Genomic DNA, 12,540 nt, shown 5'->3' on the forward strand with positions numbered 1-12,540 from the left:
CTCTATTATTCTTAGGCTGATACATTTCGGCGATAATAAATACAATAACCTTGCTAAATAATGAAAAATATAAAGACATTTCTGATGCTATCTTATTTTCCGGACAATTCTGCCTGCATGAAATTATTTTAATTTGGTTTAAAGTCTCGTAGAATACCTGCTTCATACCTCTTAGACCAATAATAAGGATTTATTCATGAGCGATGCACTTATTGCGTTGAACAATATTCGTACGCTACGTGCCCAGGCGCGTGATATTGATATTGCCGTATTAGATGAAGTACTGGAAAAACTTTCCGTGGTAGTGGCAGAGCGCCGCGAAGAAGTCGCCGCAGAGAATGCCGCACAGCGCGAAAAAGAACAGAAACTGGCGCAGTATAAAGAGATGCTGCTGAAGGATGGCATCGATATTAATGACCTTGCGCAATTAACCCCGCAGGCAACGAAAGCGAAAGCTAAACGTGCGCCGCGTCCCGCGAAGTATAAATTTATCGACGAACAGGGTAAGGAAAAGCTGTGGACCGGCCAGGGCCGCACGCCATCACCGATTAAAGCAGCCCTTGATGCGGGCGGTTCGCTGGATGATTTTCTAATCTGAATTAATTAGGTGGACGTCATTGTCCACCTATTGTTTCTCCGGAGCGGTGCGATTTTTTGCGCTCTTATAATAGAGCGCTGCTATTTAACACCCGCGCGATGAACATGGACCTATTTCAGAACGGCGCAAGCGTGCGCAATTCTCCGCCCCGCTTCACGCACCGTGTCAATATCGGTGGCAATCGACAAACGGAAATACGGTGATAAACCGTAAGCGCTGCCCGCTACGCCGGACACGCCGCTTTCCAGCAGATAATTCAGCACATCCTGCTCGCTCTCAATCTTCTGACCATCTGGACGTGTTTTGCCGAGCAAACCGGCGCAGCGACAGAAGATAAAGAACGCACCGTCCGGATTTAATACTTCAATCTCTGCCAGCGGTTTGAGTAACGCCATTATCGCATCGCGACGATCCTGATAAGCTTCACGTTGCGGCGTAAGGAAATCTAGCCCGCCATTGAATGCCGCCGCCGCAGCGGCCTGGCTGATGGCGCACGCGCCAGAACTGTTTTGCGACTGAACGACCACCATGGCATCAATCAACGCTTTAGGGCCCGCGCCGAAGCCAATGCGCCAGCCGGTCATGGCGTAGGTTTTGGACGCACCGCCTACCAGCAGAATGCGATCAACTAAATCGGGCGCCACGTGCAGCAAACTAACATGTTCCCGACCATCGAACAGAATATGCTCGTAAAGCTCATCCAGCATGATCAACACATCGGGATGATCGCGCAGTACCGTCGCCAACGCGGTCAATTCTTCGGCGCTGTAGGCCATGCCTGATGGATTGCCCGGATTGTTAAGTACCAGCCAGCGAGTTTTCGTCGTGATCGCCTGTGCCAGCTGCTGCGGCTGCAGTTTGTAATGCTGCTCGAGCGGGCAGGTTAAGAGAACCGCTTCGCCGCCGTTGAACCGCACGCTATCTGGAAAGGTCGGCCAATAGGGCACCGGCACAATTACCTCATCGCCTTCATTCAGCGTGGCGGCAAAAGCGTTGAAGATGATCTGCTTGGCGCCGTTGGCGATGCAAATCTGTCCCAGTTCATAATCGAGCCGATTTTCATTGTGTAATTTGGCCTGCACCGCCTTGCGCAGCGGTGCAGTGCCGTTGGTGGGCGTGTAGCGGGTTTCACCCGCTTCCATCGCCGCCACCGCCGCCTGACGAATGTGCGACGGCGTATCGAAATCGGGCTCACCGGTGGTGAGATCGAGAATATCCACGCCCTGCTCTTTCAGCTGGCGCGTCAGCTGCCGCGCCGCCGCATTAGCCGAGAGCGACACGGACTGCACACGCTTCGATAAGGTGACCATGTGATGCTCCTGATGGGTTAAGCCGCCGGCAAACCGAGGTTTTCGCGCAGCGTGGCGAACGCGTAATCCTCGCGGAACAGACCGCGACGGCGCAGTTCCGGGATCACCAATTCGACGAACAGGTCGAGCTGCTCGGACATAATGGCCGGCATGATATTGAAGCCATCGGCACCGCCCTCTTTCAGCCACAGCTCGAAATCATCGGCGATGTCTTCTGCGGTACCGACAATTACACGATGTCCGCGTGATCCTGCTGCCACCGCTGCCAGCTCGCGCAGGGTCAGATTTTCACGCTTCGCCATATCCGTCATCAATTTGACGCGACTTTGATTACCTTCACCCAGCGGCACTTCCGGCACCGGACCATCCAGCGGGAACTGGCTGAGATCCATGCTGAAACGCAGCGACAGCTGACGCAGACCATTTTCGATATCCACCAGCGTATTGAGTTCTTTCCACAGCGCTTTAGCTTCTTCTCGCGTGCGGCCAACAATCGGCATGACACCCGGCATGATCACTACGTGGTCGGGATTACGACCGGCTGCAATCACCTGATCCTTCTGCGAGCGATAGAAGGTTTGTGCCTCTTCCAGACTGGCCGACGCGGTGAAGATCACTTCTGCCGTTTCAGCAGCCAGTTTCTGACCATCCGCAGACGAACCCGCTTCAATGATCACCGGACGACCTTGCGGTGAACGGGTGATATTCAGCGGCCCTTGCACCTGGAAATGTTCTCCCTGGTGATTAATCGGCTGAATTTTCTCATCTACAAAGTAGCTGCCCGTCTCTTTATTGGGCTGCACTGCACCCTCTTCCCAGCCGGCCCACAGTTTTTCCGCCACTTCAAGGAATTCACGTGCGCGCGCATAGCGCTCAGCGTGGTTCGGCATATCGCTGCGGCTAAAGTTACGCGCCACATCGGTAGAGAACGAGGTGACCACGTTCCAGGCTGCGCGCCCGCGGCTGATATGGTCCAGCGAAGAGAAGCTGCGCGCCATGGTGAACGGATCGCTGAAGGTGGTGGACGCCGTTGCCGCCAGGCCAATGCGCTTGGTATTTACTGCCAGCGCCGAAAGCATGGTCAGCGGTTCCAGACGCGCCATGGTTGAAGGCAAACGATACATGCTGGTTGCCAGCGCATCGCCGACGAAGAACAGATCGAATTTACCGGCTTCGGCCTTTTTCGCGAGGGTGATGAGCCAGTCAATGTCGGTAGGATCGCCGAGCTTTTCCGTCAAACGCCAGCCGCTGACGTGTTGTCCGACCGGTTGAACAAAAAGACCTAAGCGGATGTGGCGTTGTTGTTGTGAAGTAGCCATGAATTTGTCCTGGTAAATAAAAGTGAGGCGTTTAAAAGGCGTTCTCGGTCGCCAGCAGCGCCTGCTCCAGCGCATCGGCAGTGATGCGGAACGGCAGGCGTTCGGCGCTGGCCGACGGGAATTTGATCTGTTCAGCGATAGTGCGGATGATGGCCGCGCGATCGCCGGTTAATGGCGCAAGCGTTAAAGGCATATCGTATTGACGCAGCAGCGTCAGCAGTTCGTTGTCCGGCACGCCGTCATGCTCAATTAACGATTGCACCAGCAGGCTGAAGCCCACTTTCTCCCCGTGCAGCCACGCGTGTAGGTCCGGTTGATGGGTCAGACGATTATGGATTGCGTGAGCGAATCCCGGCGTTGGCAACACGTCACGCACGCTGTTCGCCAGCCCCGCCAGAACGATATTGGCGTCGATGATTTGCACCAGCTCAGGCGTCACCTGCTGCTGCGCATTTGCTGCCACCGCTGCGGCACCCAGCTCACGGTAGCGATCCAGTGCGCGCCGCGCGGTCATCACTTTGAGATCCAGTGCCAGATCGTGGGGATTGTTACGCTGATAAGGGTAGAACTCATAGTACTTCGCCAGCGCATCAACGATACCCGCTTTCAGATAACGCACATCGCTACGGGCAATCACTTCGCTATCCACCAGCACCAGATCCGGCATTTTGCCCAGCGGCTGGCTGCGCACATGCCCGCCCTGCTCATTGTAAATAATCGCTACCGGCGACCACGCGGCGCAGGTGGCGGCCACGGTAGCGAAATTGATCAATTTTAGGTCGGGCAGTTGGCTACCAACGGCCTTGGCCGCATCCAGTACACGCCCGCCGCCGACTGCCAACAGCAGCTCAGCGCCCTGGCTTTCCACATTATGCTTCAGCGTTTCAATGGCGGCATCGGTGCATTCACCCGGCAGATACTCTATTTCCCAGCGAATACCTTCGGCTGCGAGACTTTGTGTTAATGCGGGATTGACCGCCTGCCAGGCGCGGGGAGAAGTAAAAATACGGATATGTGAGGCGTAAGGTTTTATTAATTCTCCGGCGCGCGCGCGCAAACCGGATTCATGTGCATAAGCACGCGGAGATTTGATTGCTAACACGGCTTCACCCTGATTAAGAATAAGGCTATAACGAATTAAAATTAAGATAATTCAGAGGGTTAATACAGAATAGTTATAGCGCTATGTATTTTCTGCATACTACGGTAAATAACGATTTAAGCAATGCAAAACGGGCGATTTCATTTTCACAAATTCGCATTAGCTTAGTTAGTTTTCACATATAGCGCAGCTTGGCTTTGCTGGTAATCTGATCTCTTTCCATTGGTTTGCAAAATAGCCGCCTGCAAGGTCGCCATTCATGGCGTAATGCTCGTCAGTTAAGCGTGGATCGGTCACCATGAATGGTGACCCTACGTGGATATCGCCGGGTTTTCGTAGGGTGCGCATTCATGCGCACCTGCATAAACAGGCATTTTTTTGCTTAAGTGAGCGGCATTACGCCATTCATGGCGACCCAATAAAAACGCGCATTCTTTGCTTTTCTCCGCCAGCTGGCGGTTTATCCGGGGATATCTATGTCACTTATATTTCGTCAGGTTAGAGAAGACGAGGTGGAAACTTATCAGGCCCTGATGCATGCCGCTTATGCGCCGACGCTGGCGCTGGGCATCAAATTTGATGCCGCCACCGCCGATCGCGCTAAAACGCTGCGTCACTTGCAAAGCCACGGCGTTTATGCGCTGTATGCTGATGATGTCATGGTCTCGTCGGTCACCGTGCGCTATCCGTGGGGCCCGCTTCCCGGCCCGTTTGGCCTGCCGCACATTGGCTGGTTTGGCGCGCATCCCGATTATCCCGGCCTGCAATATGGGCGACAGGTACAAGATCGTCTCGAGCAAGAGATCCTGCGGGGCAAATTACGCGCCCCTGCCGTTTCGCTCGGCACCGCAACCAGCCATCCGTGGCTGATCGACATGTACCAAAAGCGCGGTTTTCAGCTGATGCACACCACCGATCTCGGCAAAGGTCACATTACTCAATATATGAAAAAAGTACTGGATGAAGCCGCCCATGATGCGTGGTTAACGCGTCTGGCCGCTCAACAAGGAATGAAACCATGAGCCAACAACTCGACACATTAGGCGAACAGCTGATCGCTTTCCGCCATGAACTGCACCGTTTTCCTGAACTTTCTAATGAAGAGTTTGAAACCACCGCACGCATTCGGCAGCAGCTGGAAAAGCACCGTATTCGCGTACTGGATCTGCCGCTCAAAACCGGCTTAGTGGCCGAAATTGGCCCCGAACAAGGCCCGCTGATGGTGTTACGTTCCGATATCGATGCGTTGCCGATTGAGGAGCAATCTGATGTGACATTTCGCTCTGAGCGTCCCGGCGTGATGCACGCCTGTGGCCACGATTTCCATAGCTCGGCGGCGCTTGGGGCGGCTATCTTACTGAAACAACAGGAAGATACCTTGCCGGGCCGCGTGCGCATTTTATTCCAGGCCGCCGAAGAGACCGGCCAGGGCGCGCCCGATGTGATTGCCACCGGTGCGCTGAACGACGCGGTGGCTATTTTCGGCATCCATAACGATCCTTCACTGCCACCGGGCGTGATCGGCAGTAAAGCCGGTCCGTTGACCGCAGCAGTCGACCGTTTTGATATCAGCATTACCGGCATCGGTAGCCACGCGGCTAAACCCCATCAAGGTAACGATCCGATTGTTATCGCAGCACAAATCGTTTCAGCGGCGCAAACGCTTATCAGCCGCAATGCGCCATCGGGTGATAACGCAGTGGTGTCGATAACGCAGATTCACAGCGGCAGCACCTGGAATGTTATTCCTGATAGCGCCTGGCTGGAAGGTACGGTGCGCTCCTTCTCACAGGAGACACGCGAACGGCTGGAGCAGCGCTTCCGGGAAATTGTGCTGGGTATCGGCGCGGCCTTTGCTGCTGATGTGACCTTCAACTGGCATGCGGGTCCGCCATCGGTGGTGAATGATGCACATTGGGCCGACTTCGCCCTGCAGCAAGCCAGCGCAAGCGGATTTGAGGCGCGCGTGGTGGAAGCCAGCCCGATCGGCGAAGACTTTGCTTTTTACCAGCAGCAGCTGCCCGGCGCCTTCATGATGATTGGCACCGGTGAGCCCTATGCCCTGCATCACCCGGCGTTTCGTATTAATGATGATGTGCTACTGCCCACAGCACGCTATCTCGCTAACCTTGCCGTCGCGGCATTGCGTAGCCTGGAGCGTGCCAGCTGATGAATCTGACTGCCGCGCTGGCTGAGCGCATTGTTAACAGCCAACCGGATGACGCTGCACGCGATGCGGCGCGCAACGGCGTGCGTGATTTTCTCGCCGTCAGCTGGCCGGTATTGCAAGGTCAGGTACCTGATAGCGGTTTACCGGCGCTGCGCCGCGTTTACGGCGACGGCGGCACGCGCTCCCACGCGCTGCTACTCGGTTATGCCAGCCATGCGCTGGATTACGATGATTTCCATGCCGATTTTCGTGGGCATCCCAGCGTGGTAATTCTGCCCGCGCTCTTCGCCTGGCAACAGCAACAGCCTGCTGAACTGAACGATTTTCTTGATGCCTACGCGATAGGCGTGGAAGTTGCGGGTCGTCTAGGCGTTGCCGTAAGCCAACAGCATTATGCATTGGGCCATCACAACACTGCGACGCTGGGCACCCTTGCCGCCGCCGCCGCGCTCGCCCGGCTACTGCATTTGGATACGTCGGCAACCGCAACGCTGCTTGGCATTGCGGCTACGCAGGCCAGCGGCTTACGTGCGCAGTTTGGATCGGCGGTAAAACCATTGCATGCAGGTTTCGCCGCTGAACGCGCAGTGACTGCCGCACAGCTGACGCTGGCTGGGTTTGATGGCAGACAAGGCGGCGTAATCGAAGCCTTTATTACCGCCACCAGCAATGGTCAGGCGCGGCCAGAAAAATTGATTGAAAACTGGGCGCAACCGTGGCGCATCGTGACGCCGGGGCTGGAGTTCAAGCCTTTTCCTACCTGCGCCGGTACGCACAGCGCCGCCGAAGCCACGCGCATCCTACGCCAGGCGTGGCTGGCAAGCGGCAAATCACTGGATTCACTGCTGGAAAATATCAGCGATATCAGCGTCGCTTTTCCGCCGGGTGGTGATATCGCCGCCTCGGTACGTGTGCCAACCAACGGCATTGAAGCACGGTTCAGCCTGGAATATGTGATTGCGGCGATGCTGATGTACAACGATTTGCGTTTGGAGGATTTCGCCGAAGGCGATCTGAATCACGCCGTGATGCCACTGGCGTCCAAAGTGCGGCGTACGCCGGATGAAAGCGCGCCGCCGGATGCGATTAATCCGGCGCTGCGTTTTCATGTGGTGACGTTGACGTTGCGCGATGGCACGCAGTTGCAGCATCGCCGCACACGCCAGCAATCGCTAGCTGATACGGTAGATGTCGCCGGGAAGCTGCGTGCGGCGCTGCTGAAGGAAACGCCGCAGCGCCAGCAGCGGTTGTTAGAGAGCAGCAACTTGCGCAGCACGGCGGAACTCACCGCCTTAACACAGCTACTACTTTAGAGCGTTTCAACAGGCTCTAACGCATCCTGAATGGCATCAGCAAGATTAGCGATTTCGTTCGCTACGGCTTGCAAATCCCATGATGCCTTTGAACCACTGGCCGCAGTAGACGCGCTCACCGACTCTTTAGCCACGGCTAACGCTGCCGCAACTGCCACGGTGCGCTTATGCTGTTCTACCGTGACGCCCAGCGCTGGCTGTGTGAAATAGTCGTTGACCATAATACCTCTCCCTTACCTGTTAAAAATAAAATGAAATCCTGGAGAGGTATTATGAGGTAATTGCCGCAGAGTGCTATCGAAATAGTGAGCCGCCAGCGGCGGCTCACTCTGTTTCAGATTTTAGGCTGCTGATCTTCGGGAAATTCTGTGTCGCGAGGTAGATCATCATCTTCATCGGGTAAGGGTTCATCATCACCGGGTAAAGGAATGACATCATCATCTGGACGCTCTGACATAAGTACCTCCATAAACCCGAATTGGGTGAGTTAAGTGTAGTAATGCCGCCAAATAGGCCGAAGGCGTTCTTTTCAATATGTGAGCTAAGCGTAAGAAATATTTAAATAACACTATTCTTAATTTCGACTACCGCTTCACTTAAATAAATTTAATTAGCGCTGTGCTTATTTTATTTTTAGCTCAGTAATTTGCGTTAAGCTAAACCGTGGTTATAATTTAAAATAAGTTTCATAATTAAACCCCTAACGTTTCACTAATAAAAGAGTGGTCCAAACAATTACCGCACATACGGTAGCGGCGCGATTCATCGTGCAATAAATTGCGCCGCTACCGAATGTGTGTTCGTTCAAATCGGCATTTATATCTTACTGTTAAGTATTAATACTCATCACGCTGTTAATAATTAACTCATTATTATTTATCTCTATTTCCTGAATATTATTCCGGGGGAACACCATGCCGCCATTTTCCAGCTTTTGGCAAGCCGGCTATGAGGGAGCAGATCATATCAATCCTTTCGGCGAAAAACTTTCCATGAATGCGATTAATGATCATTTATCTCAATACCATAATGATTATGCCGCTTTGCAGCAGTTCGGCATTACGTCGGTACGTGAAAGTATTGGCTGGCGGCTGGCCGAAACGGCGCCCGAAGCTACGCTGGCGAGCTTAAAAAAAAGAATGAATTCGGCGCGCTCTTTTGGCGTGCAAGTTAACTGGACGCTGTGCCATTACGGCTGGCCCGACGATCTCACCCTTTTTTCCCCCGAATTTGTGCCGCGCTTTGCCGCCTATTGTCAGCGCATGGCGGCCTGGCTGGCGGAGTATTACGACGACGCCCCTATTTACTCGCCGATGAATGAAATCTCATTTATGTCCTGGGGTATTTCCGTCGGGTTGTTTGGTCATGATACGCAGGCCGATCCTGACGCGATTAAGCGGCAACTGATCCGCGCCACGCTGGCGGGCTGTGCCGCCATCCTTATTTCCGATCCTCGCGCCCGCTTTCTGCACTGCGATCCGCTGATTCACGTGGTGTCCGATGAGGAGAACGAAGCCTGTCATCGGCGAACAGCCGAGATTAATGCATCGCAGTATCAGGCGTGGGACATGATCGCCGGTCTGCGTGAACCGGAGTTGGGCGGCAAACCGCAATATCTCGATGTGGTAGGCGCTAACTATTACCACAGTAATCAGTGGCTCACCTATTCCGGCGGCCTGCTGGACTGGCATTTAGGTGACGCACGACGTATCCCGCTGCATCAGATTTTGCAGCAGCTTTCACAGCGCTATCAGCGTCCGATTTTGCTGGCAGAAACCAGCCATGTAGGCAGCGGACGTGCCGCATGGTTATCACAGGTTAGTGCCGACGTAGCTCAGGCACAGCTGGCGGGATGCGATATCCACGGCATCTGTCTCTATCCCATTATCGACCGTCCACTTTGGGAAGATCCCACACACTGGCCTCGCAGCGGGCTATGGGATGTCGATCCGCATCACCAGCGCGTTCTTAGTTCGGTTTATGCCGCCTCACTACGGCAATCACAGCGTTTAGTCGCCCGCTTTCAGGGTTTCGTCACCGCGGCCAATCGGTCGGAGGAATGCTTTATGAAACAGTCGGTATTAGTGGTATTCAGTCATCTTCGCTGGGGCTTTGTGTTTCAGCGTCCCCAGCATTTGTTGTCACGTCTTGCTCAGTTTCACCGCATCGTATTTATTGAAGAGCCGATTTTCCACCCCGCTGAGGCGACGTTACGACAGTATCAACCGGCCCCGAATGTCACGGTCATTGAACCGCACACTAGCGTCGCGGCGCCTGGCTTTCATGATAGCCAAATCGCCGTATTGCAGCCGCTGCTGGCCGATCTGCTCGATGAAGATGAAACACCACTGGTATGGTTTTACACCCCGATGGCGCTGCCGCTGTTGGCCTGCTTTAAACCCAGCGCCATTATTTACGACTGCATGGACGAACTTTCGGCTTTTAATCAGGCACCGCGTCAGTTACGACAGCGTGAATCTGCCCTGTTGAGCCGTGCCGATCTGGTGTTTACCGGCGGCACCAGCCTGTTCGAAGCGAAAAGAAATCGCCACGCGCACGTGTATTGCTGTCCTAGCAGCGTCGATGCGGCGCATTTCGAGCAGGCGCTGGACCGCAGTAACAGCCATCCATTACAGGATAATATGCCCAAGCCGCGTCTTGGCTATTATGGCGTGATTGATGAACGTCTGGATTTAGCGCTTATCGCCGCGTTAGCCGATGCGCATCGCGACTGGCAAATTGTGATGGTCGGCCCGGTCGTAAAAATTGACCCTGCTACGTTGCCGCAGCGTAATAATCTGCACTGGTTCGGTCAGCAGCCTTACGCGGCATTACCGCACTTCCTCGCCGGTTGGGATATCTGCCTGATGCCGTTCGCATTGAATCCCTCAACTCGCTTCATCAGTCCCACCAAAGTGCTGGAGTATATGGCGGCGCAGTTGCCCATCGTCAGCACCGCGATTGCCGATGTCGCGCGTCATTACGCTGATGTCGTGGCTATTGCCGATTCACATCAAACCTTCATTCAGGCTTGTGAAGTTGCGTTGACGTTGCCCGTTGAGACACGTTATCTGCTGGCGAAAAAAATGGCGGCGTTAGTGGCGGAAACCTCGTGGGACCGCACCGCCGAAGAGATGCAGGCGCATATTGCCGCGCTGCCCAAGCGAGAGATTACGCAGCCCGATGCCAACAGCGAACGTTCGCAACCGCTGGCGCCACATGCCATTGAATGCCTGATTCTCGGCGCTGGGCCAACTGGACTGAGTGCCGGTTATCACTATGGCGCAGGTGCAGTGGTACTGGAGAAAAACGCCACGGTGGGCGGGTGGTGTCGCTCTATCGAAGATCAGGGTTTCACTTTCGATCATGCCGGGCACATCATGTTCTCCAACGATCCCTATGTGTTGCGTTTATACGACATTTTGCTCGGCGAGAATCAGCATTGGCAAACCCGCGAGGCCTGGGTTTACAGCCATGATGTTTATACCCGCTACCCGTTCCAGTCGGCATTACATGGTTTACCCGCCGACGTGATTAGCGAATGCGTGCTGGGTGCCATTGAGGCACGCTACGGTGCGCCGCCAGCCGCACTGCAGGCGGTTACGACCGCGCCGCGGCGCGACTGTTGCGCGGACGGAGCCATCCCCGATGGGGAGAGCTTTGCGGCAAAAGAGGAGAGCGAAGATTTCGAAAGCTTTATCTTCCGTACCTGGGGTAAAGGGATCGCGCGTCATTTTGCCTTGCCCTATAACCAGAAGCTGTGGAAAACGCCGCTGGCCAATATGGAAACCTCCTGGCTCGGCGGACGCGTGCCGCTGCCCGATTTGCAGCAAATTATTACCGGTGCGCTGGCACCGCTTGAGAAACCCGTCGGCCCCAACGCACGTTTTGGCTATCCGCTGCGCGGTGGATTCCAGGCGTTGATGGAAGGTTTCGTGCCCCATCTGACCTGCACGCTGGAGCTGGGGGCGCAGGTTGCCGAAATTCAGCCACAGCTGAGACGCGTGCTATTGAGCGATGGCCGACAGTTCCATTACGATCAGATGGTCAGTACGTTGCCGCTGCCGGAGCTGGTACGATTAATGGGGAGTCTGGCACCAGAAGCGGTGCAGAAAGCCGCCAGGCAGCTGCGTCATATCTCCGTGCGCTGCGTCAATCTCGGCATTGGCCGCAGCGCGCTAAGTGATAAACACTGGATTTATTATCCCGGCGATACCCTATTCCATCGCATCTTTTTACAGGGTAACGCCAGCCCGCACTGTAATCCGCCGGGCGGTTTTGGTCTGACCTGCGAAATGACCTATCGTGACGACCAGCCATTACCTTACGCAGGCGACGCACTGATAGAACGCTGCATTGCGGATTGTATTCGTGTCGGCATTATTAACGCCGATGATGAGATTCTCACCGCTAGCGTTGTGGATATGCCCTATGCCTATGTAGTGTACGACCATCAGCGCACGGCAAACGTTATGCTGATTCGTAGCTGGCTAGCAACGCAGGGAATACAGCTCTCAGGGCGGTACAGCGAATGGGAATATTATAATTCCGATCACGCCTTTCTTGCGGGAAAACGCGCAGCGGAAACAGTTAAAGATATTACGCACAACCGTAAAACCACGGCTTAATTAAAAAACGCAGTAATGATGATAACCGCGCCGCAAAGGCGTAATGCCGCTCACTTAAGCAAAAAAATGCCTGTTTATGCAGGTGCGCATGAATGCGCAC

General features: G+C 54.6%; 10 protein-coding genes. 5 read left to right on the forward strand and 5 right to left on the reverse strand.

Annotation, left to right across the window (positions count from 1 at the left end; genetic code table 11):
- The first annotated feature begins 196 nt into the window (after nucleotides 1-196).
- On the forward strand, nucleotides 197-598 hold the full coding sequence (locus tag AAGR08_RS21765; RefSeq protein ID WP_097097753.1) for an H-NS family nucleoid-associated regulatory protein: 402 nt from the start codon (nucleotides 197-199) through the stop codon (nucleotides 596-598).
- A gap of 110 nt (nucleotides 599-708) precedes the next feature.
- Here AAGR08_RS21765 and AAGR08_RS21770 read toward each other — a convergent pair whose 3' ends face one another.
- From AAGR08_RS21770 to AAGR08_RS21780, 3 genes are read right to left on the reverse strand one after another with little or no spacing between them, the layout of a single operon-like run.
- Nucleotides 709-1,908 (reverse strand): aminotransferase class I/II-fold pyridoxal phosphate-dependent enzyme, encoded by a 1,200-nt coding sequence (locus tag AAGR08_RS21770; protein ID WP_345830116.1) that lies wholly within the window; start codon nucleotides 1,906-1,908, stop codon nucleotides 709-711.
- 17 nt (nucleotides 1,909-1,925) lie between these two features.
- Entirely contained in the window at nucleotides 1,926-3,227 is a 1,302-nt protein-coding gene (locus tag AAGR08_RS21775; RefSeq protein ID WP_345830118.1) for an LLM class flavin-dependent oxidoreductase, read from the reverse strand.
- A 31-nt stretch (nucleotides 3,228-3,258) separates the two neighbouring features.
- Nucleotides 3,259-4,329 (reverse strand): iron-containing alcohol dehydrogenase family protein, encoded by a 1,071-nt coding sequence (locus AAGR08_RS21780; protein ID WP_345830120.1) that lies wholly within the window; start codon nucleotides 4,327-4,329, stop codon nucleotides 3,259-3,261.
- A 476-nt stretch (nucleotides 4,330-4,805) separates the two neighbouring features.
- On the opposite strand from AAGR08_RS21780, the gene AAGR08_RS21785 reads away from it, so the two are divergent.
- Genes AAGR08_RS21785 through AAGR08_RS21795 form a run of 3 tightly spaced genes read left to right on the forward strand, consistent with a single transcriptional unit; the run spans nucleotide 4,806 to nucleotide 7,812 of the window.
- Nucleotides 4,806-5,351, forward strand: a complete 546-nt coding sequence (locus AAGR08_RS21785; protein ID WP_097097749.1) for a GNAT family N-acetyltransferase — start codon at nucleotides 4,806-4,808, stop codon at nucleotides 5,349-5,351.
- The gene (locus AAGR08_RS21790; RefSeq protein ID WP_345830123.1) at nucleotides 5,348-6,499 is read left to right on the forward strand and encodes an amidohydrolase; all 1,152 of its coding nucleotides are present in this window, start codon (nucleotides 5,348-5,350) and stop codon (nucleotides 6,497-6,499) included. The genes AAGR08_RS21785 and AAGR08_RS21790 overlap by 4 nt, the downstream gene beginning before the upstream one ends.
- Nucleotides 6,499-7,812 (forward strand): MmgE/PrpD family protein, encoded by a 1,314-nt coding sequence (locus tag AAGR08_RS21795; protein WP_345830124.1) that lies wholly within the window; start codon nucleotides 6,499-6,501, stop codon nucleotides 7,810-7,812. The genes AAGR08_RS21790 and AAGR08_RS21795 overlap by 1 nt, the downstream gene beginning before the upstream one ends.
- Here the strand turns inward: AAGR08_RS21795 and AAGR08_RS21800 are convergent.
- Nucleotides 7,809-8,033, reverse strand: coding sequence for a hypothetical protein (locus AAGR08_RS21800; RefSeq protein ID WP_345830126.1), 225 nt, complete (start codon nucleotides 8,031-8,033; stop codon nucleotides 7,809-7,811). The genes AAGR08_RS21795 and AAGR08_RS21800 overlap by 4 nt on opposite strands.
- A gap of 113 nt (nucleotides 8,034-8,146) precedes the next feature.
- The gene (locus AAGR08_RS21805) at nucleotides 8,147-8,269 is read right to left on the reverse strand and encodes a hypothetical protein (protein WP_255438391.1); all 123 of its coding nucleotides are present in this window, start codon (nucleotides 8,267-8,269) and stop codon (nucleotides 8,147-8,149) included.
- 457 nt (nucleotides 8,270-8,726) lie between these two features.
- Here AAGR08_RS21805 and AAGR08_RS21810 point away from each other — a divergent pair, with 457 nt between their 5' ends.
- Nucleotides 8,727-12,440 (forward strand): FAD-dependent oxidoreductase, encoded by a 3,714-nt coding sequence (locus AAGR08_RS21810; RefSeq protein ID WP_345830130.1) that lies wholly within the window; start codon nucleotides 8,727-8,729, stop codon nucleotides 12,438-12,440.
- Nucleotides 12,441-12,540: the final 100 nt, after the last annotated feature.

The sequence above is a fragment of the Pantoea sp. BRR-3P genome (assembly GCF_039621635.1).
Classification (GTDB): domain Bacteria; phylum Pseudomonadota; class Gammaproteobacteria; order Enterobacterales; family Enterobacteriaceae; genus Pantoea; species Pantoea floridensis.

What these genes read in the sequence shown, in the direction of transcription:
- AAGR08_RS21765 (WP_097097753.1), top strand. Translation starts at nt 197, where the DNA reads ATGAGCGATGCACTTATTGCGTTGAACAATATTCGTACGCTACGTGCC.
- AAGR08_RS21770 (WP_345830116.1), bottom strand. Translation starts at nt 1,908, where the DNA reads ATGGTCACCTTATCGAAGCGTGTGCAGTCCGTGTCGCTCTCGGCTAAT.
- AAGR08_RS21775 (WP_345830118.1), bottom strand. Translation starts at nt 3,227, where the DNA reads ATGGCTACTTCACAACAACAACGCCACATCCGCTTAGGTCTTTTTGTT.
- AAGR08_RS21785 (WP_097097749.1), top strand. Translation starts at nt 4,806, where the DNA reads ATGTCACTTATATTTCGTCAGGTTAGAGAAGACGAGGTGGAAACTTAT.
- AAGR08_RS21790 (WP_345830123.1), top strand. Translation starts at nt 5,348, where the DNA reads ATGAGCCAACAACTCGACACATTAGGCGAACAGCTGATCGCTTTCCGC.
- AAGR08_RS21795 (WP_345830124.1), top strand. Translation starts at nt 6,499, where the DNA reads ATGAATCTGACTGCCGCGCTGGCTGAGCGCATTGTTAACAGCCAACCG.
- AAGR08_RS21800 (WP_345830126.1), bottom strand. Translation starts at nt 8,033, where the DNA reads ATGGTCAACGACTATTTCACACAGCCAGCGCTGGGCGTCACGGTAGAA.
- AAGR08_RS21805 (WP_255438391.1), bottom strand. Translation starts at nt 8,269, where the DNA reads ATGTCAGAGCGTCCAGATGATGATGTCATTCCTTTACCCGGTGATGAT.
- AAGR08_RS21810 (WP_345830130.1), top strand. Translation starts at nt 8,727, where the DNA reads ATGCCGCCATTTTCCAGCTTTTGGCAAGCCGGCTATGAGGGAGCAGAT.